The sequence below is a fragment of the Cohnella rhizosphaerae genome (assembly GCF_029525575.1).
In the GTDB taxonomy this organism is placed as follows: Bacteria; Bacillota; Bacilli; order Paenibacillales; family Paenibacillaceae; genus Cohnella; species Cohnella rhizosphaerae.
This window is the reverse complement of record NZ_JAPDIA010000007.1, coordinates 1065464-1091440: the sequence shown is the minus strand read 5'-3', so window position 1 is coordinate 1091440 and position 25977 is coordinate 1065464. Positions and strand designations below refer to the sequence as shown.

Annotated in this window: 29 protein-coding genes and 5 pseudogenes; all 34 read right to left on the bottom strand. The window is 46.7% G+C overall.

What is annotated here, in order from left to right; translation table 11 throughout:
- Window positions 1-104 precede the first annotated feature (104 nt).
- On the bottom strand, window positions 105-1259 hold the full coding sequence (locus OMP40_RS22860; protein WP_277534793.1) for a PEP-utilizing enzyme: 1155 nt from the start codon (window positions 1257-1259) through the stop codon (window positions 105-107).
- Window positions 1171-2499: a PEP/pyruvate-binding domain-containing protein gene (locus tag OMP40_RS22855; RefSeq protein ID WP_277534790.1), complete on the bottom strand. Its 1329-nt coding sequence runs from the start codon at window positions 2497-2499 to the stop codon at window positions 1171-1173. Before OMP40_RS22855 ends, OMP40_RS22860 begins: the two co-directional genes overlap by 89 nt.
- Window positions 2496-3242: a formyltransferase family protein gene (locus tag OMP40_RS22850; protein ID WP_277534788.1), complete on the bottom strand. Its 747-nt coding sequence runs from the start codon at window positions 3240-3242 to the stop codon at window positions 2496-2498. Before OMP40_RS22850 ends, OMP40_RS22855 begins: the two co-directional genes overlap by 4 nt.
- Entirely contained in the window at window positions 3239-3748 is a 510-nt protein-coding gene (locus OMP40_RS22845) for a hypothetical protein (RefSeq protein ID WP_277534785.1), read from the bottom strand. Before OMP40_RS22845 ends, OMP40_RS22850 begins: the two co-directional genes overlap by 4 nt.
- 98 nt (window positions 3749-3846) lie before the next feature.
- Window positions 3847-4371: an adenylyl-sulfate kinase gene (gene cysC, locus OMP40_RS22840; RefSeq protein ID WP_277534783.1), complete on the bottom strand. Its 525-nt coding sequence runs from the start codon at window positions 4369-4371 to the stop codon at window positions 3847-3849.
- 43 nt (window positions 4372-4414) lie between these two features.
- Window positions 4415-5596, bottom strand: coding sequence for a UDP-4-amino-4,6-dideoxy-N-acetyl-beta-L-altrosamine transaminase (gene pseC / locus OMP40_RS22835; protein WP_277534781.1), 1182 nt, complete (start codon window positions 5594-5596; stop codon window positions 4415-4417).
- On the bottom strand, window positions 5596-6543 hold the full coding sequence (locus tag OMP40_RS22830; RefSeq protein WP_277534779.1) for a dTDP-glucose 4,6-dehydratase: 948 nt from the start codon (window positions 6541-6543) through the stop codon (window positions 5596-5598). Before OMP40_RS22830 ends, pseC begins: the two co-directional genes overlap by 1 nt.
- 42 nt (window positions 6544-6585) lie before the next feature.
- Window positions 6586-7633, bottom strand: a pseudogene (pseI, locus tag OMP40_RS22825) (pseudaminic acid synthase).
- Window positions 7623-8339 carry an HAD family hydrolase gene (locus OMP40_RS22820; protein WP_277534778.1) on the bottom strand — a complete coding sequence of 239 codons (717 nt, stop codon included), beginning with the start codon at window positions 8337-8339 and terminating at the stop codon, window positions 7623-7625. Before OMP40_RS22820 ends, pseI begins: the two are co-directional and overlap by 11 nt.
- A gap of 109 nt (window positions 8340-8448) precedes the next feature.
- Complete coding sequence (locus OMP40_RS22815; RefSeq protein ID WP_277534776.1) at window positions 8449-9417, bottom strand: ATP-grasp domain-containing protein; 969 nt, start codon at window positions 9415-9417, stop codon at window positions 8449-8451.
- Between the two features lie 155 nt (window positions 9418-9572).
- Window positions 9573-10091 (bottom strand): NAD-dependent epimerase/dehydratase family protein, encoded by a 519-nt coding sequence (locus tag OMP40_RS22810; protein ID WP_277534774.1) that lies wholly within the window; start codon window positions 10089-10091, stop codon window positions 9573-9575.
- Between the two features lie 173 nt (window positions 10092-10264).
- Window positions 10265-10828, bottom strand: coding sequence for a GNAT family N-acetyltransferase (locus OMP40_RS22805; RefSeq protein ID WP_277534772.1), 564 nt, complete (start codon window positions 10826-10828; stop codon window positions 10265-10267).
- Window positions 10825-11568 (bottom strand): glycosyltransferase family protein, encoded by a 744-nt coding sequence (locus OMP40_RS22800; protein ID WP_277534770.1) that lies wholly within the window; start codon window positions 11566-11568, stop codon window positions 10825-10827. The genes OMP40_RS22805 and OMP40_RS22800 overlap by 4 nt, the downstream gene beginning before the upstream one ends.
- Complete coding sequence (locus OMP40_RS22795; protein ID WP_277534768.1) at window positions 11486-13360, bottom strand: sulfatase-like hydrolase/transferase; 1875 nt, start codon at window positions 13358-13360, stop codon at window positions 11486-11488. Before OMP40_RS22795 ends, OMP40_RS22800 begins: the two co-directional genes overlap by 83 nt.
- Before the next feature lie 14 nt (window positions 13361-13374).
- Complete coding sequence (locus OMP40_RS22790; protein WP_277534766.1) at window positions 13375-13872, bottom strand: hypothetical protein; 498 nt, start codon at window positions 13870-13872, stop codon at window positions 13375-13377.
- Window positions 13850-14197: a glycosyltransferase family protein gene (locus OMP40_RS22785; protein ID WP_277534764.1), complete on the bottom strand. Its 348-nt coding sequence runs from the start codon at window positions 14195-14197 to the stop codon at window positions 13850-13852. The genes OMP40_RS22790 and OMP40_RS22785 overlap by 23 nt, the downstream gene beginning before the upstream one ends.
- Window positions 14198-14246: 49 nt before the next feature.
- A complete protein-coding gene (locus OMP40_RS22780) occupies window positions 14247-14846 on the bottom strand; it encodes a glycosyltransferase family 2 protein (protein ID WP_277534762.1) in 600 nt (199 codons plus the stop codon).
- Complete coding sequence (locus tag OMP40_RS22775) at window positions 14761-15654, bottom strand: glycosyltransferase family 2 protein (RefSeq protein WP_277534761.1); 894 nt, start codon at window positions 15652-15654, stop codon at window positions 14761-14763. Before OMP40_RS22775 ends, OMP40_RS22780 begins: the two co-directional genes overlap by 86 nt.
- Before the next feature lie 35 nt (window positions 15655-15689).
- The gene (locus OMP40_RS22770; RefSeq protein WP_277534760.1) at window positions 15690-15947 is read right to left on the bottom strand and encodes a hypothetical protein; all 258 of its coding nucleotides are present in this window, start codon (window positions 15945-15947) and stop codon (window positions 15690-15692) included.
- A gap of 206 nt (window positions 15948-16153) precedes the next feature.
- Window positions 16154-16345 (bottom strand): acyl-CoA reductase, encoded by a 192-nt coding sequence (locus OMP40_RS42140; RefSeq protein ID WP_420872013.1) that lies wholly within the window; start codon window positions 16343-16345, stop codon window positions 16154-16156.
- 37 nt (window positions 16346-16382) lie between these two features.
- Window positions 16383-16925, bottom strand: coding sequence for an acyl-CoA reductase (locus OMP40_RS22765; RefSeq protein WP_277534758.1), 543 nt, complete (start codon window positions 16923-16925; stop codon window positions 16383-16385).
- A gap of 16 nt (window positions 16926-16941) precedes the next feature.
- The gene (locus tag OMP40_RS22760) at window positions 16942-17832 is read right to left on the bottom strand and encodes a LuxE/PaaK family acyltransferase (protein ID WP_277534756.1); all 891 of its coding nucleotides are present in this window, start codon (window positions 17830-17832) and stop codon (window positions 16942-16944) included.
- 198 nt (window positions 17833-18030) lie between these two features.
- On the bottom strand, window positions 18031-19296 hold the full coding sequence (locus tag OMP40_RS22755) for an AMP-binding protein (RefSeq protein WP_277534755.1): 1266 nt from the start codon (window positions 19294-19296) through the stop codon (window positions 18031-18033).
- Between the two features lie 117 nt (window positions 19297-19413).
- The gene (locus tag OMP40_RS22750) at window positions 19414-19728 is read right to left on the bottom strand and encodes an SDR family oxidoreductase (protein ID WP_277534975.1); all 315 of its coding nucleotides are present in this window, start codon (window positions 19726-19728) and stop codon (window positions 19414-19416) included.
- A gap of 13 nt (window positions 19729-19741) precedes the next feature.
- On the bottom strand, window positions 19742-20161 hold the full coding sequence (locus OMP40_RS22745; protein ID WP_277534753.1) for an SDR family NAD(P)-dependent oxidoreductase: 420 nt from the start codon (window positions 20159-20161) through the stop codon (window positions 19742-19744).
- The gene (locus OMP40_RS22740) at window positions 20161-20397 is read right to left on the bottom strand and encodes an acyl carrier protein (protein ID WP_277534752.1); all 237 of its coding nucleotides are present in this window, start codon (window positions 20395-20397) and stop codon (window positions 20161-20163) included. The genes OMP40_RS22745 and OMP40_RS22740 overlap by 1 nt, the downstream gene beginning before the upstream one ends.
- A complete protein-coding gene (locus OMP40_RS22735; protein ID WP_277534750.1) occupies window positions 20378-20845 on the bottom strand; it encodes a GNAT family N-acetyltransferase in 468 nt (155 codons plus the stop codon). Before OMP40_RS22735 ends, OMP40_RS22740 begins: the two co-directional genes overlap by 20 nt.
- A 137-nt stretch (window positions 20846-20982) precedes the next feature.
- Window positions 20983-21720, bottom strand: a complete 738-nt coding sequence (locus tag OMP40_RS22730; protein ID WP_277534748.1) for a DegT/DnrJ/EryC1/StrS family aminotransferase — start codon at window positions 21718-21720, stop codon at window positions 20983-20985.
- 61 nt (window positions 21721-21781) lie between these two features.
- Window positions 21782-22042: pseudogene (locus OMP40_RS22725) on the bottom strand (DegT/DnrJ/EryC1/StrS family aminotransferase); the annotation flags it as partial.
- Window positions 22026-22505 carry a sugar 3,4-ketoisomerase gene (locus OMP40_RS22720; protein WP_277534746.1) on the bottom strand — a complete coding sequence of 160 codons (480 nt, stop codon included), beginning with the start codon at window positions 22503-22505 and terminating at the stop codon, window positions 22026-22028. The gene OMP40_RS22720 and the pseudogene OMP40_RS22725, both read right to left, overlap by 17 nt.
- Window positions 22506-22582: 77 nt before the next feature.
- Window positions 22583-23477 (bottom strand): annotated as a pseudogene (gene rfbA / locus OMP40_RS22715) (glucose-1-phosphate thymidylyltransferase RfbA).
- Window positions 23478-23696: 219 nt separating this feature from the next.
- Window positions 23697-23990: pseudogene (locus OMP40_RS22710) on the bottom strand (LbetaH domain-containing protein); the annotation flags it as partial.
- 528 nt (window positions 23991-24518) lie between these two features.
- Window positions 24519-25522, bottom strand: a pseudogene (locus OMP40_RS22705) (polysaccharide biosynthesis protein).
- Window positions 25523-25942 carry a hypothetical protein gene (locus tag OMP40_RS22700; RefSeq protein ID WP_277534744.1) on the bottom strand — a complete coding sequence of 140 codons (420 nt, stop codon included), beginning with the start codon at window positions 25940-25942 and terminating at the stop codon, window positions 25523-25525.
- Window positions 25943-25977: the final 35 nt, after the last annotated feature.

Sequence of the window (25977 nt, the reverse complement as noted above, 5' to 3'; positions counted from 1 at the left end):
TTCAATCCCGATTTTCTTGAGAAAAGGGTACCATTCATGACTTAGAGCATCTCGGATTTCACCATAACTGTTATCTCTTATAACCCTCTGGGTTAAAACGGCCCTCATTTATATCCCTCACAAGGCATAACCCTTTTTTCCGGACAATTGAGTTCAATATATTTACTTTTCTCCAACTTTTGAAACAGCCATTCCCCACAGCCGATAGCGGCAGGAATACCAAACTCAGCACAGCGAACTGCCATGTGAGATGCTACTCCTCCATACTTAGTTACAAGCCCTCCAATCCCCTTTGAAAACACCCAATCATAACCGGGATCAGCTTGCTCGATCAGTACGATTTTACCTTTAAGATCGAGCGTATCTTCGACAAGTCCCTTTATTGCAACGGACGGTGCAATAATTTTCTGATGGGATGTAAAGTTAGGTGTAGACTGGAGAGACCGAACGATAGTTAAATCGTCTTCGCTTCGTATTAGATCCGGAATTACAAACTGAGCTTGCCCTACGTAAAGAAACTTTTGCTCCTCAATGATTTTTTTCATCAAGTCCACAAAATCGTCTGGCATCGCCTCCTGATTCCATCTCAATAATTGACCGACTGAAATAAACGACATATCGTCTGCTGTCATTCCATAATACTCGCCAAAAGATTTAATGTATTTCAATGAAAGACTTACATTTTTAGTAAACTCAAACTTAATCTTTTCTCTAAGCTCGATACTAAGTCTAACAAATTGAATCATGTCCCCTACGTCTATTCCAAATTCATAATTGTTCAAAAGCTTCTGAATAGCCTCTAACTGCCCTGCTGTAAATTGGAAGTTATTATCTCTCTCGCCACCTGTCGTTAAACATTCCATTGAAGAGAAATAAATGTCCGGGCGTTCATCATATCGAGGAGTCGTTATATCATAAGTTCCTGGCCTTAAATGCCCATAGGCTTCAATCATCTCATCGAGTACTGTTTTACCTTCAGCATATGACTGCATGTCCTGTGCATATTGGCCTGCTACCGTTTCAATAGAATTCATAAAATTATGAAATTCTTCTTCCGTCCATACACCAGTCTCAATTAAAGAACGCATTAACTGAGTTCCGATGAAGGCACATCGCGCAAACGCCGAAAATGGGATCGTGCCAAAAGAAATAGTATCTTTTAACAATCCATCAATTGAGCTCAGTAGCGCTAAGGGCTGTAAATCTTCTATAAGCCATCCCCGTCGCCGGAATTCTAATTCTTTTGTTTGCTGCAGCAATTTTTTTTAACTGACCGTCCTGATCTTTTAATGCATCTTTTGTTAATTTCAGAAGGGATAATCTTAGTTCAAGTATCTCTTCATTCGTAAAGGAGCTGTTTAATAACTCACCTTCCATTTGTTCAAAAGAGAAGTCCAAGCACGAATGTACAATATAAAATTCTATCTTATCGTGGTAGTGAGGATTTTGATTCAGTCGTTTCAAATAATAATTTACAAGTTTTTCGGCTAAATCAGGTGAGATGCCTTGAGGCAAAAGGGAATTAAAACTAGCTCGAACATCTACAAACGGTCTCCCGGCAATTTGCACCATTAAATTATAGGCATGGGGAGTTTGATAACCAATTAGTTGACGCCCTTTTCTCCATGAAGACTCCATAATTAAATAATTATAAAGGGAATAGGATAGGGGTTTAGGACGAGTGCCGATTATCTCAGCAGGATTCCAGTCCGGCATTTGACCAAAAATCGTAGTCTCACCATATATCTGAGGTTTTCTTGTCATTTTACTTGAAACAAATGATCTGAGTTCTGTCATTTGATGAATTGTTTTGTTATCCATCCACCGATGGTGTCTGATAATATTAGTGACTATCGGCCGAACTTGAAGAATAACGATTTGATTTGACGAGTTTATTGCAAATTCTATGTCTAGGTGATCACATGAACATATATTTTCAAGTTCCTTTACTGCACTTATTAAACCGCTCCAGTAATCAGGAACAAATCGAGCAAATTTGTAAATAAGAATATTCTTTACATCATCATAATTCCCACTCGTAACTGTATCCGTCAAAAAACTAGTATCATCATAGTTTATTACATAATAAGGAGCAAGAGTCTCCAATGTTCGAGTAAAGATGACTCCGCTACATTTAACTTCAGTCAGCATCGGCTGAAGCAGGACTTCAAACTTATTAATATTAGTTTCATATTCTCTGTAGCTATTAAGTACACTTTCTACAGCAGAAATGATGCTTTCTCGCTCAAGTTTTACGTTAAGCACACTTTCAAATTGTCCTGCAAGTGAGGATTCGAATGAATCTTCGCTGAGGGAGCTGCTTCTGACAATAAGTAGAGGAGTGGCATCAAAAATAGAAAAAATATTCGAAATGAGACGCTCTTTGTCTTGAAGCCATTCTGCGACATGGAAATGGACGGACTTCAGCACAAAAGACTTCTTAACAATGGATTGCAATTGAACTAAATTTTGAGCTTTAGTTTTAAATGCAAAACTCATTCTCCCCCTCCTCCCTTACTTCCAAGTCCTAAGATTGAAATATGCTTAAGAACCGGATGGATAATGTAGTATGTTTCCCCCATCTCCTTCGATTGACTTCTTTCTTGAAAATAACCGATATTGAGATAGTCCGATATCACTTCTTTAAGGAGATCCGCTCTGATAAAAGGGTCAACGATATAATCTAGATCAGGGTGAATATTTTTTAATTCAAACCACTTGGTTTTAATAATGGGCCCCGCGTCAATTTGTTCTTCCAGGAATATGGCAGAAGCGCCGATTCGGCCTTCCTTTAATAGGCTATAATAAACCGTTGTACTCCCTCTGTATGTAGGAACAACGCCCGGGTGAATATGCAAAAATCTTTTCCCAAGCGCAAGCACCTCTTTTTTTACGATTTGTCCGCCAAAACCCGAGTAAATAACATATGACGCAAGCGATTTCTCTAGTGCTTGTTTGGTCTCGATTGAATTTACAGAATCCGTCAGTAAAACTTGGTACGGCAGCTGTAGCCTTTCAAGAGTAACAAGAACGGGTTCCTTCAAATTAAAATAATCAGAGTTTGCATTAAAATCGATTGCTGACTCATGGTATTCAATACGTTCTTGATAAATTTTATCCGGATCCGCAGCCATAAGTACTACAGAGCCTGGACGATAGCCTGCTTTAGCCATGATTTGCAAATAAGCTTTTGTTCTAGCCGAGTTAGTGCCGAGCAGTACAAACTCTTGCAATATGTTCATACTCGCAACCCTTTATCTGTCATAAGTTGTATAACGATACTTCCTTCAACCTCAAGCGCGTATAGTACGCATTTTGCTTCGATCGGGTTCAGCCTTTCTTTGAAAGAAAGAATGGTGTCCATCAGCTTCAGTAGTACGTTTAAATACCGCATATTAATTCCTTGGGTATTCGTATTGGCCAAAACGTCTATTAATATTGTCGAGAAAGCTACGTATGAGGATGTTTCTTTGTACTCTTCTGCATTTACCGGCTTTGCTTGAAGATCATAATCTGCGTGTATTCTTTTTCGAACTTCAAAAGCATGTGTGAGTTGATCTAGTAATTTTTCTGATAATCTCTTATCTGGTTGTTGCCAAGCCTCATACATTTCTTTGACGACAGGAATACGCTGCAACTGATACAGTTGTTGAAGCACATCCGGCAAGCAGATTTCATTGATATTAAATTCTGCAGCAAGCTGCTGCTGACTTAATAAGTTCCTGCTTAGCCTCTTCCCTATTTTCAAAAAAAATCTTTAGGAACTCTGTTCCGCCATATTTTGAATACATATAGTTCTGCCGATTGTCTAAATTGTCTTTTGTGATATAAGGATAAGGAGGGTTGTTAGACATAAGATTTTTCTTTTAATGCTATCCAAATTTTTTCGACCCCGTCTTCCAAGCTCATTTCGGAAGTATCTATAACAATATCAGGGGATCGGGGGATCTCGAATACTTCGTCTACGCCAACGACATGTTTAACATCCCCTCGTAATGCTTTTTGGTAAAGCCCCTTAACATCACGTTCCACACAAACTTCCAAAGGACACTTTACAAATGTCTCTACATAATCCGACATCATTTGCCGGTAATTATCCCTCATTTCCTGATACGGGGAAATAGCGGCGATAATAACTGAAATGCCGTTCTTATTTAATAATTTTGCCGTAAACCTAAGAATCTTGCTTACTTTTAAGCGTTCTTCGCGGGAGTAACCAAATAAATGACCAATCTCATCCCTTACAATATCTCCGTCCAAAATTTCCACGCGCTTATTCACTTGCTTTAATCGTTCTTGTAAACCAAGTGCAGTGGTAGTTTTACCTGCGCCACTGAGTCCAGTCAATAGCATTGTAAAAGCCTTTTCCAATGAGATCGGCTCTCCTTTACAATAATATCTTTGCCGCTTTTTTTTATAATTCCACAGATCTTTTAACTGCGTTGAGAACATCCATAAGATCAGAACCACTCATTTGAGGAAACAAAGGCAACGAGATAGCTGTCTCGTAATATCTCTCGGCTTGGGAAGTTCCAATGTCTGAGTATCCTAAACTTCTATAATAGGGCTGCCTGTAAATCGGAATATAATGTACATTGACACCAATGTTCGCAGAGCGCAGATCATTAAATATCTCCTGCCGCGATTTGCCGATAAGATTTAACTCAAATCTTAACACATACAAATGCCAACTGGAATTGGCTTTCGGATGCTGAAAAGGTACAATCACACCTGGAATGTCGCTGAATGCTTCCGTATATGTCCGCGCAATATCTCTTCGCAGCCCGACAAACTTGTCTAGCTTTCCGAGTTGAGTTAATCCCAGCGCCGCTTGCAGGTCGGTCATGCGGTAATTAAAGCCGAGCGCTTGCATTTCGTAATACCAAGGACCTTCGTTTTGTTCCATTTCGTCGTGGTCACGCGTCATACCATGATTTCGGAAAAGCTGGAGCTTACGGTAATAGCTTTCGTTGTCCGTGACGATCATGCCGCCCTCGCCGCTGGTGATATGCTTGACGGGATGAAAGCTGAACATCGTCATGTCGGCGATGGAGCCGACCATGCGGCCGCCATAAGAGGCGCCAAGCGAATGGGCTGCATCCTCGATGACAACAAGACCGTGCTTTCGCGCAATGTCCATAATCCGATCCATCTCGGCCGGTTGGCCGGTGAAGTCGACCGGGATAATCGCTCGCGTACGGGAAGTGATGGCCACTTCAATCCGGTCAGGATCGATATTATAAGTATCCGGCTTGATGTCCGCGAACACCGGCTTGCCCCCCATGTAAAGCACGCAGTTACTGCTAGCCAGAAAGGTAATCGGCGAGGTGATGACTTCGTCGCCCGGACCGATCCCGGCAGCGAAGCAAGCAGCATGAAGCGCGGCTGTCCCATTTGAGAAGGCGACCGCATAGCGGGCTCCGACAGCGTCGGCAACGCCGCGTTCGAAAGCCGCGATCGTCGGGCCTTGCGTCAAAAAGTCGCTGTTTAGTACCTTCATGACAGCCGCCTTGTCTTCTTCATCCAGCCACTGCCTGCCGTAGGGCAGCATCGCGAGACGCTTTGGGGTGCCGCTTTCCGAATCGCGCTGCGCCATCACCCGAGTCCTCCGGACGCGATCCACTCGCGCGTTCGACGTATACCTTCCTCCAGCGAAACCTCCGGCTGCCAACCGAGTAGCTCCTTAGCCTTTGTTGAGTTGCACAGGAGTTTTTGAATCTCGCTCTGAGGATGGATATGTTTCACGTGGCTTACTGCATCCGGGCTACCCGCAATCAGCAGTGCAAGATCGTTGATCGCGATGTCGCGGCCAAGTCCGGCATTCACGATCTCGCCATTCATGCGGTTGCTGTACCCGGATTCGACAACAAAACGGGCGCAGTCCTCGACGTAGAGCAGGTCGCGCGTCTGCGTTCCTTCTCCGTAGATAGACAACGTCTTGCCTTCGAGTGCGTTTTTAATAAATATTGCTACGACGCCGCCCTCGCCCCCAGTCTTCTGAAACGGACCGTATGTGTTGAATGGACGAATGACAACGGTCGGCAGTCCATATGCGTAATAATAGGAAAGCACCATATTCTCGGCAGCAATCTTAGCTCCGGCATAGGGCGAGGCGGGTTTGGTAGGATGTGTCTCCGCGATTCCCGCATCGTCCGTGCAGCGATCGTAGACCATGCAGGTGCTCATGAACACCATCTTGGTATTCGTGCGTTTGCATTGTTCCAGCAAAGAAAAGGTGCCGATCGTATCATTTTGAAAGGTTGTAGACGGATCGTCGATGGAATCCTGTACATTTATCGAGGCTCCAAGATGATAGCAAATATTAAATGAAGTCGCCGAGAACAATTCATTCAGCAATGCCGTATCCTTCAGATCGCCGACAACGACGTCCTTTAAACCGGGATGCTCGCGATATGCCTTCAGATTTGCCAAGCTTCCGTTGGAAAGATCGTCCAAGACCCACACGTCGTGTCCGTCGTTCAGCAGCTTTCCGACGACCCAGCGGCCGATAAATCCAGCGCCTCCGGTTACCAATAGTTTCATGCCGGATTCGTCTCCTTGCCTGATTAATATATAAAACTATTACTAAAAAAGATCAAAGGATACTGGCGTTCCTTTACGTACCGGGCCGGATACCGGGCGACCGACCAACTGGTCCAGATATTTTGGCGGCAGCCCATGTCCAGGTCGTATCGAACGGATATTATCTCTGGTCATGATCTCGCCTGCGTCAAGATCTTTTGCCACGTATAGTGACCTGCGGTGCTTCAGCGAGGCCGATTCTGCAGCGATCACGCCATACTGTATCCTGCCGAGACTGCGCCATGCCTGTTCCGTCTCTCGTACTAACAGGGCCATCTCGTCCGGTTCCATCGAGAACTCCGCGTCTACGCCGCCCTCGGCGCGCTTCAAGGTTAGATGCTTTTCAATGACGGTGCCGCCCAGCGCCACGCTCGCGACGCCGACGCCGATCCCCATCGTATGGTCGGACAAACCGATCTCGCATTCGAACAAATGACGCATATGAGGAATTGTAAGCAGATTGGAGTCATCGGCCGTCGACGGATATGAGCTCGTGCACTTAAGCAAAATCAAATCCTTGCAACCAGCCTCTCTAGCCGCACGAACGGTCTCGTCAAGTTCGGCTACAGTAGCCATCCCCGTCGATATAATAAGGGGCTTGCCTGTAGCGGCGGCCTTGCGAATAAGCGGCAGGTCCGTGTTCTCGAAAGAGGCAATTTTGTAGCACGGCACATCAAGTCCTTCCAAAAAATCGACGGCAGATTCGTCAAACGGCGTACTGAATCCGACGATTCCGAGCTCACGGCATTTGGCGAAGATTGCCTCATGCCATTCCCAAGGCGTATACGCTTGCTGATACAGCGAATACAGCGAACTTCCCTGCCATAGGTTCTGCGGGTCGTCAATAAAAAAACTCGCCCGTATTTATATCAAGCGTCATGGTATCTGCGGTGTATGTCTGAATCTTAAGCGCTTGAACGCCTGCCGCCGCCGATGCTTCAACAATGGCGAGAGCCTTGTCCAGCGATTGATTGTGATTGCCGGACATCTCGGCAATAATGAAGGGCGGTTGGTCCCGCCCTATCTCAAACCGCCCGATTTTAATACCCATTAATAATGCCTCCCTCTCGCTGTGCGGCAATATAAGACTCCAGACGCCCTTCGAACTGTTCGAATCCCTCGACACTAAAATCCGCCTCATGAGAAGGCGGCATGGTCACCTCGCGATGCGAGCCTCTTCGAATGCGAACCGTACGATACCCGAGCGGCTTAATGCCGACGAAATCCTTGGCTGGATTGTCTCCGACATATACGATATCTCTGGGAGACGCTCCCTCGAGCTCGCTGATCAACCCAAAGCAATATGGAGACGGTTTCTCGTTATGAACGCCGAACCTTCGCGATATAAAACAGCGGCGCACCAGAGGCGAATCGTAAAGGCCGAGGGCCCGAAGTTTTGCAAGTTGAACCAATTTGTTACCATCGGTGACGATGTACACAGGCATGCCCGATCTATGAAGACGTTCCAAGCAGTCTCGCGCGTCCTCGCTCAGGACAATTGAAGGTTGATGTCCTCGATAGACAGCCAGACAGCGGCCGACCCTACCACGGGTCAGCAAGCCGAAGGATTCGAGCACCGTATCGAAAACTTTGCCTCTGCCCTCAATGTTCAATGCATCGCGCAGTTTCTGCTCGCATTGGAACGCGTCTACGCCTTCTCTTGCCTCCAGATCGCGGGCTACCGCTCGGAAGCCGCTGTGCACATACGTAATTTCTTCATAAAGCGTGTCGTCCAGATCGAAGACGTATACCTTCATTGAATGCGATCCTCAGGATAGCGAACCAACCGTTGTGTCGGTTTAGCTCTTAGGAACAGATATTCGTCCAGATTCGCTCCCCCCGGCTTCAAGGAAGAACCAGTACAAGCTATCCAGCCCCGCCGCTACCGCAAGATGCGAAGCCCCTCCCCCAACGCGCATTGCATTCAATAATTCTGCAGCTCCCGGACGCGGTAACGATAGCCTGAAATACGGCATGACCGTAAATATCGATCCGTTCGGCAAATTCCGCGAACATCGTTTCCAGTTTTTCATCGCGGAATGTTTCGGTTACCTGAGATTCTCCGTTCACGACTTTTATCCGCCGTCTGAGCACAACTCCCTTGCAACGTCCCGCACTCGTTACGTACAAGTCGACGCTGATTTCCTGACCTTCTATATGTGGCTGGTAGACCGGGCTCTCGAGCAACTCGGCATGCTTCACCGCCTCCGCAAGGCTCAACCCCAACCCGATATTGCGAGAACCGGCACCATAACGTTCCTTTACAACGAATCGCGGAGCTGCCAAGTCCTCAGGACTCGCCGAGGCAGGGATGACAGGGAAACCAAGGCGCTCCCCTTCCTTGGCGAAAGCGAGCTTGTCCAAGCACATCTCAACCGTAGCGAGGGGCGATACCATAACGTCGATCCCCGCTTTCCGCAAAGCCGCAGCATGTTTCGCATAAAATTCAAGTTCGCCGTCTCTGGACGGAATGATGTACCTGATGCCGAGTTCCCTGCACTTTTGCACTAAATCCGATACGCTGAGCGTATCCAATTTGGGCATAATCCACATTCGATCTGCGAAGTATCCACCGAGACATCCGTCGTCGCTGTCTCCGCCGACGACTTCAGCGTTTGCACCCAGCTTGACCAGTGCCCGTCTAGATCCTTCGATTAGCGAAATTTTACGGGATAAGCTGGAGATAAGAACATGGCGGTCCTTGGTTCCGCTTGTCGTCAAGCCCATCTCTTTCTGCCGTCCAAGCACCTGTTTGTAGTGCTCGATCATCTCCGGCAGCACGTCTTCGAGCTGACGGACAGGCCGCCAGCCGACCTGCTGCTCATACCGCGTCATGTTCGCCTCCGAAGCTTCAAAGGGGATATCGCTCTCCCCCCTCGACGGCATTCATCTCGGGAAAATGAACGCGAAGCGCAGCAAGAAGTTCTTCCACCCGACGTGCGTTGCCGTTTCCTAAATTGACAATGCCGTCCGTGCTGCTTGAGGCGAGCCTAAAAAAGACCTTCGGCCACTTCGTCGGCGTATATATAGTCGAACATGCCTTCCTTGCGGTACACCTGGATCGTCTCGCCGCGCAGTAGCGCCTGGATCCAACGGGACACGATATCCCGCGAGTCTTTGCCGTACACGCGGTAAATGCGTGCACTGACTGTCGTGAGTCGGCCGCCGGTAAATTGTTGGACAAATGCCAGTTCCTTCTCGTGCATCAGCTTTGCCATGCCGCATAAGTTACGAGGCGAAATGCGGTCCGTCTCCCTCAAGGGCGTCGCCTCAGAGGCAGGTGATGCGAATTGGTACAGGTCAGGATCATAAATCAAATAGCTCGAAGCGAATACAATGCGCTTGAGCGAAGGCATATCTTTTACGATCTCGAGAAGATGGTGGCTAAGCTGCACATTATGTCGGTCATTCTCTTCCCAGAATTCGTAGGATTCGGTAGATCGCTCGAAAGTAGCCGCTAGGTGGAAGTAAACGTCCGGTCCGAACGCTTCCAGTTCCGCCCGCGTCATTTCGTTTAAATCCCCCCTGTCGATATTGAACGGAAGAAGGCAACCAGGATGGGCGCGGCTTCAGATCTCCGATTAAAATATGCGCCTCCGTCTCGATGAGCCTCCGAACCAGACTCGTTCCGATAACGCCGACGCCGCCGCTGATGAAAATTCTGGAATACGGGTACATGCCATTACTCCTTTATACAGCCATGAATAAGCGAATCGACGAATCGGCCTTGAAGGTATACATGATCCCTCATCCGCCCCTCAGACACGAATCCGCATCGTTCAAGCACGCGGATATGAAAATCTCTTATATTAAAGGTTTCGGTATATATTCTATGTAAATGAAGCTCTTCAAAAGCGATTGCCTTAACCAATTCTAGGAAAGCGGTGAAATCGCGTCGGTACTGCTCGCTTTCCGTCCGATCCGAGCGGTCGGTCCGCATGAGAAACGAGATTTCCCCTCGCATGTTCGTCCAGTCCAGGTTGGTAAGTCCGCCGTATCCAATCAGGCTGCCTTCGTGCTCAAAGCAGAAAAGGATAATATCCGTATTCTGCCGTTCGTAGGAAGGCAAAATACGGTTGTGGTAGTACGCCTGCTGATCGGCCTCGCTAAGAGGCCTTGCTTGGCGAAGGACTTCCATTTGGTCGTTGCGCCAAATCCGAATGGCAACCATATCCTCAAGGAAAATCGGCCGAAGCGCATAATCGCCCGATGCGAAGCGCTCCCTCTCTAATCGAACGTGCTTCATGATGTTGCATCCTCCGAAATGACGGGCTTTTGCTGCACGTGCGCATTGATGGCCGCGATCTCCGGGCGCTCGCACAAATATTGCACGATGTCCTTACTAGGGACCAGCCTATCATCGCCGCAGAACTTGGCAATCTCCTGCATGAGCCGATAGTCCTCCGCTGTATCAATGGTAATTCTAAGCTCGGGCTTGCGCATCGTCTCGGGAATAACATGCGTAACGGCGCAGAATCTCTCGGGATGTTCGTATGCGTAATAAAGGACATGCTCGCGATGATGTGGCAACATCGCGTGCTCATACATCCATTCAAGTGCGGCGAACGAGACGAGTTGGGGCTCAAGGCCTCTAGGTAGTTCGCCTTCTAGACGAACGATATCCACAGGCTGTCGTGAGGCAGCCTCTATCATCTCATCAGCCAGCCGGTAGTCCACGAACGGACAGTCCGAGGTGACCCTCATTACATAATCCGCCCCGTACGCACGGGCACACTCATAGTAACGACCCAGCACGTCCTCTTCCGATCCGCGGCTGACTTTGTATCCTCGTTCAGCGCACCACTGTGCCAGCAGATCGTCTCCCTGCTCCTCCGTCGTTGCGATTACGACCTCGGATGCACGCTTCACTGCCTTGCAACGCTCGTATACATATTGAAGGACGCTACCGGCATGGAGAGGAAGAAGAATTTTGCCGTGCAGTCGAGATGAACCCATTCTGGCTTGAATAATGATGACCGTTTTCATACTCGCACCTCTTTACATTCGGTATAACCTCACGGCATACGAGCGCGCAAGTCTCCCAAAACCGCTTCATAGTCCTTTTTTTTTGCTTAAATCTTCTTTTTTCGTTCGGCAACTTGTACAATAGCTCTCTGCCAGTTTCAAAACTAATATATTTAAATTCGCTGGATCGGAGCATTTTAAAACCGTGAATCCACTCACCGGCATTTCTACGAATGTTATCATTCAGTATCCATTCCGACTTGTATACGGCTCTTCTTGCAGTGTATACATGTGTCGTAAAAAGATTATCGTCAATTTCTCCACTTTCCAACAAGCTTGCCAACATAGGGTCAAATCTGCTCATGCTAAAAAGTTTTTCAATTTTGCATGGCTGGGCACTTGGCAGTCTGATCATAAACGGAACATGAATGTCATTTTCATAGCATGTGAATACATGTCCAGTCGGTTCGTCTCCTCCAGTACCGCCGCCATGATCGCTGCATATTGTAACAATAGAATTTTTCGATAAAGTATTAACCATGGACTCCAAACTTTTATCCAAATACCGTAATACTTCGTGATATTGCGCCTCTCCATCGGTATGCTTATCCGATGAGTTGTTATAGTAATTGTAAGGTGTAAATCTAGAGCTGACCGGCTTTAGATGTTCCGCGCACAAAAATGGAGAATGGGTCTCAAGAATATGAATTAAATGAAACTGCGGTCTTGATGAATTACAAAGCCGGCAAAGAACTTCCCACCATCTTGTAGACAAAGGAATGTTTTTTTGGAAGCGATCTAAATTAGTTATGAAATTAAGATTAGGAATATTGGAGATATAGTGTCCGCCACTTTGATATATTTCATAATTGTTATTGATCGCAAACCTAAACAAGGAAGATTCCTCTCCATTTATTGAGTCCGCGTGATAGTTTTGTCCGTCCTTTCCGCTTCCGGTAAACATCCCCACAAAACTTGCGTGTGTATAGGTTGAAGGACTAAAAGCCTTATCGAATGTGATCGCTTGCCGGGAAAAGGCTGTTAGGAAACTACAAAATTGAATATCTTTCATTCTCATCGAGTCGGGAATAAATATAAAAATATCTTTACATGTTCGGCTACCGGCATGCATTTGAGCGGTGCGGAGCAAAATTTGAAGCTCTGAATTCAATGCCTCATATAAATCGGAATTCGGCAAATCGTTCCTTATTATTTCCCTCACTAAAACATCTATTTTATCGAATTCTTTTAAATGCAACAGTAAGCTTAAATAACTTTTGCAATAAAGCTCAAAATTGCTTCCAATTTCATGCTCGATCATATACTGATACAGCCGAAATTCTTGTGGATATTTAGTAAATGTATATTCATCAATATAAAACGGGCTTAGTGAATCTTTTGGAAAGACCCGATCATAAATGTCATATAGATCTATAATTTCAATGTTCTCGAATTCGTTAAGTAGACGCGATCTAATTTCATGGCGATGGGAAAACGAGGAGATTACAACTTTATCGACTTTAAACGTTTGAAGGAATTCAGGCGAATTTACTCGAATACCTTTAATCTCAGTGCCAATCTTTTGAGAACTCGTATCAACAATGGCCACGACGGAAATCTTATCTTCGATAAGCTTAAAAAGCTCTAATGTATGTTCTCCGGCTCCCCAAATTGCAATTCTAGAGTCTTTGCTTTCCTTCCAAATCCTATTGCGAATATATAACTGAATTGCGGTATATTGAAGATCTACGAGTATTGGACGGTATTTATCTATGATTCGGTCAAACTGCTCTTGCAAGACGAGTCTTTCCATCTTTATAGCCCCCTTTAATTCGTATTATACGTATTCCTCCGGACTCTAGCTGCCTCAAGAATACGGGAAGTATACTTCAGATTATCTGTGTCCGCTTGGGTCAAGTTGTGCTCTGCGTCCATGTACCCCGGAAATAAAAGCAAACTCTTTTCCCAGCAGTCGCGACTCATATCAGACGGCTCGCCAAGCCGCCGCAGCACGACGCCCTTGTTGTTTAACAGCGCCGGGTCCCCTGGCTTTAACGCGGCTGCCTGTTCCAGCTTGACTAGCGCATCCCTATGCTTCCCGCTCCTGTAGTCTCCCCACGCTAAATAAAATAGCCGTTCAAACGAGGCTCCCGGTTCCAGAATTTCATGGCTTTCGCTTTGCTCCATCAGTCGAAGCCCGCTTTCCGCGCGGCCACGAAACATTTCAAAAATCGCAACTGCAACGAGGATGTCGCCTTGGGCAAAGCCCTGCACCTGCAGGCTATGCGCTAGCTTGTCGATATCATAATCCTGTAAGGCAGCCACAACCCTTCTGGTTAAAGCCCCCCTGATTGTTAGACACATTACTAGAATGGATACGATATCGCACCAGAACCTCGTTAAGCACGCCGAGACGATAGCCATGCAGGATATATTCCAGGCTCAGCTGATAGTCGTCGGCTAATTCGAGAATGTGAGGTTGCGACAGGAGCCTGCGGTCATTGCGCAGCGCAAGAGCGGCACCGAGGCAATAATTGCGTTTCAACTGATTCAACGCCAGATTGCTGCTGTCGATTCCCTGGGGAGGGCCGTATATCTCGCCCGTCGCTCGCGAGTGTCCGTCGATGATAGAAGCGAGCGACACCAGCAAGCCCGTCCCGGGCTCTTGTTCGAACAGTTCTACACACGCGCGAGCGCGCTCAGGGAGACTTACGTCGTCGGCGGCAGCAAAAAAGAATGTATTCTCCTTGGCAATGCTGGATGCCTGTCTTGGTGGCCCGAGGCACGCCCATATTTTTCTCATGACAATAGAGTCGGATTCTCGAATCCTTCGCCATATAAGGCGCGACCAGTTCAATGGATCGATCGGTACTCCCATCGTCGACCAGAATGAACTCCAGCCGTTTATAATCCATGTCCAAGACGCTCTCCAGCGCCTCCACGATGTAATCCTGATTGTTATAAATCGTCATTAAGACGGATACGAGTTTGTCTGCCACGCAGGCTCCCCCCATTAATAATAATGTTTGCGGTAGGTAAATCCCCCGCTCCTCGAGCCACTGGTAAATCTCTTTATAGTACATGCTCATTACGCAAACAAAAATCTCATCTTTATTTTCTTCAAGCAGCTGCTCGGGTAAGTAGATTAGCTTCCCGTCCAACTCCGTTCCGGTTTTGGCCGCATTTGAATCGGCGAAATAAGCAAGTTGATGTTCAACCTGGCCCTTGTATTTTTGATAATAAGCGCCGGTGCCCCAAACGATGACCTTTTTTGCCCGGTATTCTTGATTCGTAATCAATAACTTCCAGTACTCGCTGAGACCATTCCAGGATCTCAATGAATTGATCACGCTCTTCGAGACTGCGAAAAAAATGGATGCGATCATACTTTGCAAGCATTTTTTGAAGACTTGGAATCATAATAGCAGGATTGTAACCGGCGTTATCGCCGTGAATGCGATGAAGGGCAATGTCCTGTTGAATATAGCCGAACTGGTATTCGCGGGAGTAACGAAGGTACAAATCCATATCTTCACAGGAGAGACTTTCATCGTAATAGCCGGCTTCTTCAAAACACTTTCGCCGAAACAGCACTGTACAAGTTGACATATGCGGCAGCATCGTCAATAAATGCTCGTAAATATAACCGGATTTCAGTTCGGTAATATTTGAAAATCGCTGTATTTCGTCGAACTCAAAGTCGGTAAGATCGGTCTCTTTCGTCAAAATGTGATAACCGTCTCCGTATGCGACATCGAATTCCGAATTTTCTTCCAAAAAGCGCACTAAGTGCTCAATGGCTTGCGGGAGCAGGATATCGTCAGATGCAAAGGTTTTAATATAATCACCGCTCGACATGCGAATTCCCTTGTTAAAGTTTACGCTGATGCCTTCGTTATGCTTATCGATGTACGTGTACTTTGAGAATCGTTCGGCGAGCTTCGGCTCGTATGCGGTTATGACCTCATGCGTGCGGTCCTTAGAGCCGTCATTCAGCACAATCAGTTCAATATTACGATAAGTCTGGTTTATCATGCTTTCCAGGCAGGCGCCTACGTAATCTTCATGATTGTAGGCAGTAATGATGATAGATACCAACGGTTGCAAACGATATCGCCTCTATTTATTGGAAGTGGTAATGACTAACGAATTAAGAGATGGACATTGCGCGTGAATTGGGCAAATAAGTCGAAACCATCCCAATGCGGCGCGAAATCTAACGCTGCTCCGACCGGCACGATCCGATCGACCTGACGACCGGGTAAAAGAGATACGAATTGCTCTAACTGATCACGAGAAAATCCGTAATAAGTCATAGTCTGATCCTGCGTCTGAAGCCGATCGATAATGTTTTTTAATTCTTCGGCATCCGCTTCGAGAAACAACCCCCCCGCCGCCATGACTGTTCCGCATCTGCCCGTCTAGGGACGAAGAATCTACCCGTATCGGTAAGCCATTGGGCCGAACCGACACGTCCAGGACGGAATCCAACGTCGAATAATAATAGGCTGTCGTCAATACGCTCACGTAAAGGGCTGGACTTAATTCCGCATGTTTCGATTTTAGCAATTGTTCCAACTTACCCCAAAAGCGGATTTTGGCGTTTTTAATGTCGCCAGACTCGCCGATCCAAAAAAACGAGACGCGGAGAAGAACAGGCCATTTGCTGGAACCAGTAGCAGTCGTTATAAAACTGCTGTACGAGGCGATCCATTTCCGCTTCAGCCGCTTCTTCTATCGCATTGGCGGAGAGGACAGAAAACGAGAAGCGATTCGCGAAGGTCAATTCTGTAGCCATAGGCGGCAACGGAACCGCGCGTATCTTTCTAACCGTCTCATCGCCTCCCCCAGATCACTCTGACTGCGCATAGCTGAGATAATTTTGAAGTTATCGCGTCGTTATGCGCATAAGTTAAAATACAAATCCGCTCTTTAAGCGGGATAAAAGCCTCTTCTTCCAACAACTCGTTCAACAACCCGATTAATAGGTCGATCTGCTCATTTGGCGTTGAGGATACGCGAACAATACTGGAGTTCCCGCACAGTAGAGAGATCATAAATGAATAGACAAAAATGGTATCGACATTTGCAGGAGCAAAATGAAGAACGACGCCTCTCGGACGCAAAAGAGAACCCTGATGCCGCTGTTCAAAGGAATGGATAAGTTCAGCTTGGTTTCCTTTACGCAGCCAATGCGCCAGCGCCATCATTTCAGGATAGGATCGCATTCGTTTGTCAAGCAATATTCGTTTGGAAAGCCGATCGGCAAACGACAGCGCAATCGGATCAAAAGGCGCCAGCAACGACTTGTCGCACAGCGCCTCCAATTGGGTTTGCCAATCCGGGCCGTTCCAATCGGCAGGCGCCCGTATAATCATGTTCCGAATCCTCCTCTTAAGTCGCGGAATACGTGTCGCTGCACCCGCGAATCTCTGCTGCAGGAAGCCTGCCCGATACGCGGAACATCTTTCCGTGTCGGCCACAGGGGCAGTTATCTTCACCTAGAATGACTCCCACGTCCTCCGTCAGCAAATTGTGACCCGGATAGCTTGATGGCAGCAAGCTCATGACCTGTACGATGCCTTCTTTTCCATTGGGGAGCACCTCCAGTGTGTAGGGATCCCGGACAAGCACATCAGCAAAGTCAGGCGTATGCAACCATCCCTGCTCGCACTCCATGAAGATGGACCCCACTTGCTCCACCATACCGTAATAGTTGTAACTAGAACGGATGCCCAGAGAATCCCTTAATAGTCGATTGAATGTCAAGCTGTCCGTCTTCTCTTGTTCAAGCTTTTTCCAACCGCCGCCATGTATCAGCACACTGTCTCCGAAGTCAACTCTCTGCTCTTGCCGCACAGCCTCTTTGTATAAATGCAACCATACGATAAAGGTGAAGCCGAATATCAGTTTGCGGGTGTCGGCGTGCTTGTCCAAAAAAGCACGAAGCCCCTCCCAATCCGGCTTCATCTCTTCGTCAAGCAAATAAAAGTGATCTCGGCCGAAATTGGAAAAGCCTAATATTCCAGCGCCTCTGGCCGAATAAGACTGTCTGTTTTGAATAACGGCCTTGGAATCGACGATAACCATCGGAAGACGCTGACCGCCGATAAACGACTTCATAATATATGATAAAGCTTTCGTTTGGCGGGACGCCGTTTCGCGATCCAAATAGATTTTGGAGGGTTGCTGAGAGGTGGTGCCGCTTGATTTCAGCACTTTGATTACCTGTTCATCGGGAACGCTAGAGAGTTCTGCCTTTTTAAATAGCTGAACGGGAAGCATGGGCAACGATTCAATGTCGGAATTCCCCCTGTTCCCAATGCAAGGCTTTATTTAGAATGTTCGAATAGGGCAGACATCGCTCTTTATGCCATGAAGTCAGAGATTGATACAGAGGTAACGTACGTCTTCTTTTTTCTTCCGCCGTCCATGAATACGGAGTAGGATTCAAAAACAATTGGGAAGAATCCATCATGTCATTCACGCTCCTGCAAACGGCGATAGTCCTTTTTTGCCCGACGCTGTCCTCGGCAACTCATCGATCAGTTCCAGTCTATAACCCGAGTGATGGATATGGAACACAGAGCTCATGCGTTCTCGAATAGCCTCGGCCGACTCCGCTGTTGTGTAGTACAAAACAAGCCGCTCACCCTCTTCTATGCAGGAAAGCTCGCTTCCGATCTCCTGTTCAAGATGCTGTTCAAGCTCGTCCAGATTGACGCGCAGCCCGAAAATCTTTGCAAAGCGCTTCAGTCGGCCCTTTACGTAAAAGAACGCATCCACGTCTTTCGAGGCAATATCTCCTGTCCTTAAAACGCCATTCAAGAGATCGCCTTGGAAAAGGTCTTCTTCACTCTTAGCATAGCCCAGCATTACATTCGGGCCTTTATAGATCAGTTCCTGCGTTTCGGGGTCCAAATCTAACTCTCCGTCAGGTATCGCTTTTCCGATCGACCCCATTTTGCTCTGTATGAGTTCCGAAGGGATATAGCTGATCCTTGCGGTTGCTTCCGTCTGTCCGTACATCACATAGAACCGCCATCCTTTGCCTGCCGCGGCATTGGCAAAGTCAGCGACCAGGGACGGATCTAAGCGCCCCCCAGCCTGCGTCATATAACGCATGGAGGGCAAATCCATTTGAGCAAACTTCATGCGCTTCAGCATTTGATACGTATAAGGCACGCCAGCAAAGGACGTAGCCTCCTGCTGTTTGAACAACTCCCAGAAGTCTCGCGTAACAACACTGTGGTTGTTTAGAATAAGGGAAGCACGTACATTCAAATGGCTGTTGACAACCGACAGTCCGTAGGAATAGAAAAAGGGTAATGTCGTGATCGCGCGTTCGCTGTCGTTTAAATTCAAGTATTGACTGATCGAAGACGCATTGGTTTGCAGGTTATCGTACGACAATCGAACCAACTTTGGACTTCCTGTCGTACCGGAAGTGGTCAGCAATACGGCAAGATCATGATAGACGGGATGCTCCCGTACAATGGTCCTGCCGCTTAAGCTGTACTCCGTCAAATGACAGACTTCGTCCATCGCTCCTTTAATCTGGTCGAGATACACGGTCGGGCCGGCAATCCAATCTGGTCTGTAAAGCTCAATCAACTGCTCCGCAAACGGAAGATTAGCAGCCGCGTCATACAGGAAGACAGCATGGCCGGTACGGAGCGCCGCCAGATAGATCGCCAAGGCCTCGACTTGATTGCTCCCGAATAAAAAAGCCGACGGTCTTAACGTCATACCGCTTCAACCAAGCAGCAGATTGATTGATCAGGCGGTTCATATCCGTATAAGAAAGCCGAACACCTTGCTCGGTGATTACGCAGCAGGCTTCAGCGTCTTCAAAATACCAAAAGTTCAAACAACCATTCCTCCATCCACGCCGACAACTTGCCCGGTTACATATCTGGCTAACGAAGAAGCCAGAAATAGAGCAACGTCCGCTACCTCTTCGGGCGTGCCTTGGCGTCCCATCGGAATAGATCGCAACGTCTGCTCCCGCTTCTGTTCTGTGAAACCCTGCACCAATTCGGTCTCGATAAAACCAGGTGCCACGGCGTTCACGCGAATACCGTAAGGTGCCAATTCCTTGGCAGCCGAATATGTCGCGCCGATCAGAGCCGACTTGCTGGCGGCATACAATGCTTGGCCCGCGTTGCCGAATCTCCCGATTATGGAACTAACATTAATGATGGCACCTTCTTTTTTTGCGCATCATCAATCGGCTGGCCAACTGCATATGATTCAGCGGCCCCTGAACGTTGACTTCCATTGTTCGTACCATGTCTTCGCTACGCAACATGCCGATCGCCGCGTCTCTCATCAGGCCTGCATTGTTAACCAATACATCCAATCGTCCGAATGCAGATTGAATCTCTCGGGCTGCCGCTTTGACAGCCTCCTCGCGCGATACGTCATAAGGCAGAACCAGACATTGAATGCCGAATCTGGCTTTAAGTGTGTCCGCAACTAAGGAAAGCGCCTCCGCATCAGTTGCGTTTAGCGCAAGGTTCGCCCCAGAGGCGGCGAACGCCTCGGCCGTCGCTTTGCCGATTCCGCGCGAAGCGCCCGTTATCCAGACAACTTTGCCGTCTAGGCCAATCATTAGAATTCGACTCCGTACTTCGCAAGTATCTCCTTCGCTTTACCAAAGCTACTCATATCAATGACGTCGTCCGTGTCGATCATGGTATCAAATCCGTCGTCGATCGCCGCTATCAGAGCCATGTGAGAGATGGAATCCCACTGCGGAATTGAATTGTAGGTAAGTTCATCCGATATTTGCGATTCCGGAATTTCTAATACTTCGGCGAAAATATGTCTAAGCTTTTGCTCGTTCATAACGCTTCCTCCAATGTTCCAAAATGGGTTCAAATGGTTCCGGGTTGTAGACATCCAAGGAGAGCTCGTAATAGTGATACGGGACGTCTCGTATATCAATCGTATATTTGTATTCAAATCCGAGCTTCCGATTAACCGACTGCATTTTTACGTTATCATCGCGCACTGTCGTATAAATCGTCTTTAACCCCAATTCCTTGAAAGCAAAGTGAAGCAGCAATAGCTCGGCCTCCAATACGAAAGGCCCTCCAACTGCAATCGCTTCATCCGTAATAAGCCGTCCTTTTTCAGCTTTCATTGCAACAAAGTCAATATTATACAGAGCGGTAGTCCCTACAAAATCGCCGCGGCGATTTAAAATCACCCAGTAAATATCGTTGTCACGAGTTAAGTAATCCTCAAACCATTCACGTTGCCCGTCCAGCGTCGACTCGAAACTTTGATTCAAAAAAGTAACGCGCTCGCTCCGTATTTCTCAACCGGACTACATCTTCTGCGTATTGCATGGAAAAGGGGAGGAGCCGTATGGTTTTGCCCTCAATCACTGCAGACCTAAAGCGCATAATCGACAACTCCGTCATCTCTCTAAGAATACTGATTTATTGCTTCCACAATTAGTTCAACTTCCTCGTCTGTTAGCACTGGGCTAATCGGTATACTTAGCACCTCATGATGAATTTGCTCAGTTATTTCAAAGACTCGATCGTTCCAGTCCTCATACGCCAATTGCTTGTGAGGTGGAATAGGATAGTGAACCAGCGTCTGGACGCCCCTGGAAAGCAAGTACTTCTGAAAACGATCCCTTTCTGCTGTACGTACGACAAACACATGCCAGACATGTCCTTCTTCAACGCCTCCCACCGGTTGAGGGAGAAGGATGCGCTCATTTCGGATATGCGTACGATAATACCGAGAGATTTCTTGTCTCCTCTCATTGTCTTGAAGCAGCATAGGCAGCTTTATCCGCAGATAAGCAGCTTGCATCTCATCCAACCGATTATTATAACCCCGATAAACAAACTCATACTTCCTTTGGGAGCCATAATTGCGGAGTGCGCGTATTTTCGCGGCCAGTTTATCATCGTCTGTCGTGACCGCACCGGCATCCGCTAGCGCACCTAGGTTTTTCCCCGGATAAAAACTGAAGCCCGCTGCATCTCCCAGTGCGCCAGCTCTAACTTCTTGATACAGTGCGCCATGTGCCTGAGAAACGTCCTCTACGATTTTGAGGCCAAATTTGGCGCCTATTGCTCGAATCTCGGACATGGCGCAGACTTGTCCATACATATGAACTGCCATTATCGCTTTGGTACGGTTCGTCACAGGCAGCCTCGAGCCGGGAGGTATCGATGTTATAAAACGCATCGGGCTCGACAAGCACAGGCTCCGCTCCGCAGTGTGTAACTGCCAGAACACAGGCAATATAAGTATTGGCGGCTACGATGACTTCATCTCCGGGTCCGATCCCATATGCCCGTAGTATCAATGTTAAAGCATCCAACCCGTTCGACACGCCGATACAATGTTTAACTCCGGTAAAAGCTGCATACTCTGCTTCAAAAGCTTCAACTTCCTCACCCAGAATAAACCAACCGCGCTCAAGCAACAGCTCTGTTTTTTTTAAAAATTCATCCTTGAACCTCATATTTATTTTCTGAATATCTAAGAAGGAAATCATATGCTATACCCCCACTGACAACTGTCCTTTTGATAAAAACCCTAAAAAAAGTCTCATAGTCGCGGATGTAGTCATTCTCATCATAAAGCTCGCTTGCCAACACTACAATTACAGTATTCGGAGCAAACTCGTACATTTCGCGCCAGACGCCAGGTCCAATGTATAGCGCGGTAGCTGGATTATCTAGATAATAATCCCTTTTACCATTCGCATCTTCCATCCTCACCCGGCAGCTTCCGCTCATACATATCAGCACCTGCTTCAGCTCTCGATGCGCATGGAAGCCCCTAGGCTTGTCACCGTTGGTATTAAAAATATAATAAACTCTTTTGATTGTGAAAGGAATGTTCCGCCCCTCCTCGATTGAAATCAAGGAGCCTCGATTATCTTTTATTTCACGAAAAGGTATAACCCCACTATCACTTGGCATTTTATCCCTCCTATTTATACAACCTGATTCGAACAAGTCTGTATCGGGTATCTTATACAAGAATATCGCTATTATATTTAACTAGTTACAAGTGAATATTTGATGGTCGCGTTGGCCACATTAGTAAGATACTTTCCGTATTCATTATTCCTCAACTTGTCTGCTATTTCTAGAAGCTGACTCCGATCAATATATCCCATGTTATACGCAATTTCTTCAAGACAAGCGATTTTCAGCCCTTGTCTCTTTTCCATTGTCTCAATAAATTGAGAAGTTTCAAATAATGACTCATGGGTCCCCATGTCCATCCATGCAAAGCCGCGACTTAGCAATTCTACCTGGAGGGCACTGCGTTGCAGATAGGCTTTGTTTACATCCGTAATTTCCAGTTCGCCTCTTTGCGAAGGCTTAATCGATTTGGCAATCTCTACGACATCTTGATCGTAGAAGTAAAGGCCTGTCACAGCAAAGTCAGACATTGGATTGGTCGGCTTTTCTTCAATGGATGTCACTTGGAAATCATTATCAAAAGACACAACACCAAAACGGGTGGGGTCTTTAACACGATATCCGAAAATGGTAGCCCCGCTTTTCCTCTTTGCGACCTGCTGCAACAGCTGAGGAAAACCGGTTCCATAAAAAATATTATCGCCTAGCACTAAAGCTGCAGGTGAGCCGTTCAGAAATGCTTCGCCGATTAAAAAAGCCTCAGCCAAGCCGTTGGGGCTGTATTGGACGGCATAGGAAAGCGATATCCCCAACTGGCTCCCGTCTCCGAGTAATTGCTGGAAGCGAAATTGATCCTCAGGCGTTGTAATAAGCAATATCTCGCGGATACCGGCCAACATGATGACAGAAAGAGGATAAAAAAATCATTGGCTTATCATAGACAGGCAGCAACTGCTTCGAGATAACTTTAGTCAGTGGATACAGTCTTGTACCGCTTCCACCAGCTAATATAATCCCCTTCATCTTACTCACTCCCCCCTTCTGCATCTCCCATTCGATGTACTTGAAAAACTCGTCGTTGTTCGTAAATAAATCGCCTAAAGCCTGAATTTTTCCATCGTCCCATTTCCACCACGCTGCCCGATTCAACAATTCAATCTGATGAGGCTCAAACCGATAACGAATAACTCTAGCAGGCACTCCGCCAACAATAGCATAATCAGGTACATCCTTCGTTACTACGGCTCCCGCACCGATGATAGCCCCGTTACCTATTGAGATAGAAGGCAGCAGCCATACGCCCGCACCAATCCAAACATCGTTGCCAATATTAATTTTGCCGTTGTTGGAGTGACTATACAGTTCAATTAAATCACGTTCAGCGAGAATACCCGGTACATTTTCCGAATCTCCTATAAAGCTGTTGTATGGCGTGTAGAGCAAAGGATGCGTTGTGATATACTTCGTAGGATGATTAATATAAGCTATCTGCACAGTCCGGTTAATGGAGCAAAATGCACCGATTTCTCCGATCATCGTTCCTTCGTAACAAAACTTTTCGTAACCGTACGTATATTTTCCGACCTTGACTCCGGCAATCACCTTGTCTGACGAGGCGATTGCGCGGTAATCGGGCTCCTCCGGTTCCGGTTCAGGCTCCGGTTCTGGTTCCGGCTGTTTGACGACAGCATAGAAGTGTTCGCCCTTCTCCAAACCATAGCTTTCTAACTGTTGTGAAATTTCCGCAAAATACACATTCGCAACTAATATATTTAAACCTTCACGCCCTTCGTCTAATAGGCACTGAGGATTGCGTATAGGAATTTCAAACTCGCTAAGACGCGTTTCCCAAGAGGCTGGGTTATTATCTACGGCATAAGAACAGGTTAAACCAAGTTGTTTAAGGGCGACTAACGTGAATTTCGCTCCTTTTCCAGTACCAAAAACAATGATTTTTCCCGTTTTTAACTTGTCGAAACGCTCAAATAGAGTATCGAGAATGTAATCATATAACATGTGGCACCTTCTTTCTTAGTCGCTTCTTATCGATACAAATAGATACTCTTAGATGAGCTCTTCCTGTTCCAACCATTCAGCGAGAATACGAGGCTTAATAATATCGCCTGCATCAATAGTCGGTTTCGTTCTTGTTGGTTCAAACGTCCCCTTGTAATCTGTCTTCTTTTTAAAGTTGGAATAGATGATATACATGTCCGACGTCTCGTAAGAGATCAAGGCTTCGTCCTCGGACATAAGTTCCTCGTACATTTTTTCACCCGGACGAAGCCCTATTTCTTTAATCGTTACCGGATCGGAAATATTATATTTTCGCTTAACCATCTCAACCATAACCTGTGCGAGGTCCGAGAGAATGACGACCGGCATCTTTAATACAAACACTTCGCCTCCCTGAGCCAATTCATTTGCCTTTAACATCAAAGAAGTAGCTTGGCTCAAGGTCATCATGTATCTTTTCATGCTGAGACTGGTCACGCTGACTTCACGCTCGTCCATAATTTGCTTTTTGAACAGCGGTATTACAGATCCTCTGGAGCCCATAACATTTCCAAATCGAACGGAAGAAAAGACGGTTGATCTAGGCCCTTTTTGGTATTCAGCCGCCGATATCAGCCTCTCGGCCGTCAACTTTGTTGCTCCATACGTATTGGTTGGCGAGATCGCCTTGTCCGTGCTTGTAAATAAAACCTTTTTTTACGCCAGTCTGGATCGCGGCTTGAATGACATTTTGGGTGCCGATAACGTTAGTCTGGACTGCTTCAAAAGGATTGTACTCGCAAAAAAGGAACATGCTTCATACTAGCCAAATGAAATACGAAGTCGATGTCTTCCATAGCCCTTATCAAGCGTTGCTGATCGCGAACATCTCCGATAAGAAACCGCAGCTTTTGACTATGCTTCGAAAAATCAATGCTCATGTTAAATTGCTTGTATTCATCCCTGCTAAAAATCCGGATTACGGCAGGCTCGTATTGAAGCAAGAGGCGGGTCAGCGCATATCCAATCGTTCCGGTTCCGCCGACAATCAAAATTTTCTTATTTTCGTACATTCAGTTGTTCACTCCCCGAGCGCTTTTGCCCAGTCGGTTGTCGATTCTATGGCGGGCCTCGCGGATAATTTCTTTGAACGTCGGCGTTCGTTCGAGCATAGCAACAACCAATGGTTCTAAAATTTGCTTAAATAATTTCGCTTTACGAACAGTGTCTTTTTCTTCCGCGATATCCGAAACATTGCGATCAAATTCGTTGATTTCCGCTTTAAGCCCTATCATGAATAAGGTGTGGAACACGATACTCTTAACTACTAGCTCCCAATCTTCCTCAATGCTTATCATGGTGTTCAAACATTTAAGCGGTCTTGTACGACTAAGTTCGGGCAGCTTACGCAGTCCTTTCAGGATGACTGACAGGCGTTGTTCCTCCCGCTCGACCATAGCGTAAAGCTCGTCCGTTCGATTAATCGTATTCACGATTCGATCCTTAGATTGATTTTGGAGATTCGTCG

Coding starts and splice junctions, on each gene's coding strand:
- OMP40_RS22815 (WP_277534776.1), bottom strand. CDS start 9,417: ATGACGCGGTATGAGCAGCAGGTCGGCTGGCGGCCTGTCCGTCAGCTC.
- OMP40_RS22855 (WP_277534790.1), bottom strand. CDS start 2,499: ATGAGTTTTGCATTTAAAACTAAAGCTCAAAATTTAGTTCAATTGCAA.
- OMP40_RS22850 (WP_277534788.1), bottom strand. CDS start 3,242: ATGAACATATTGCAAGAGTTTGTACTGCTCGGCACTAACTCGGCTAGA.
- OMP40_RS22720 (WP_277534746.1), bottom strand. CDS start 22,505: ATGCCAAGTGATAGTGGGGTTATACCTTTTCGTGAAATAAAAGATAAT.
- pseC (WP_277534781.1), bottom strand. CDS start 5,596: ATGGCGCAGCGCGATTCGGAAAGCGGCACCCCAAAGCGTCTCGCGATG.
- OMP40_RS22830 (WP_277534779.1), bottom strand. CDS start 6,543: ATGAAACTATTGGTAACCGGAGGCGCTGGATTTATCGGCCGCTGGGTC.
- OMP40_RS22805 (WP_277534772.1), bottom strand. CDS start 10,828: ATGAAGCACGTTCGATTAGAGAGGGAGCGCTTCGCATCGGGCGATTAT.
- OMP40_RS22760 (WP_277534756.1), bottom strand. CDS start 17,832: ATGCTTCCCGTTCAGCTATTTAAAAAGGCAGAACTCTCTAGCGTTCCC.
- OMP40_RS22745 (WP_277534753.1), bottom strand. CDS start 20,161: ATGATTGGCCTAGACGGCAAAGTTGTCTGGATAACGGGCGCTTCGCGC.
- OMP40_RS22755 (WP_277534755.1), bottom strand. CDS start 19,296: ATGACGTTAAGACCGTCGGCTTTTTTATTCGGGAGCAATCAAGTCGAG.
- OMP40_RS22740 (WP_277534752.1), bottom strand. CDS start 20,397: ATGAACGAGCAAAAGCTTAGACATATTTTCGCCGAAGTATTAGAAATT.
- OMP40_RS22770 (WP_277534760.1), bottom strand. CDS start 15,947: ATGGCGGCGGGGGGGTTGTTTCTCGAAGCGGATGCCGAAGAATTAAAA.
- OMP40_RS42140 (WP_420872013.1), bottom strand. CDS start 16,345: ATGGCTACAGAATTGACCTTCGCGAATCGCTTCTCGTTTTCTGTCCTC.
- OMP40_RS22800 (WP_277534770.1), bottom strand. CDS start 11,568: ATGAAAACGGTCATCATTATTCAAGCCAGAATGGGTTCATCTCGACTG.
- OMP40_RS22810 (WP_277534774.1), bottom strand. CDS start 10,091: ATGACGCGGGCGGAACTGGAAGCGTTCGGACCGGACGTTTACTTCCAC.
- OMP40_RS22795 (WP_277534768.1), bottom strand. CDS start 13,360: ATGGAAAGACTCGTCTTGCAAGAGCAGTTTGACCGAATCATAGATAAA.
- OMP40_RS22820 (WP_277534778.1), bottom strand. CDS start 8,339: ATGAAGGTATACGTCTTCGATCTGGACGACACGCTTTATGAAGAAATT.
- OMP40_RS22765 (WP_277534758.1), bottom strand. CDS start 16,925: ATGATTATACGGGCGCCTGCCGATTGGAACGGCCCGGATTGGCAAACC.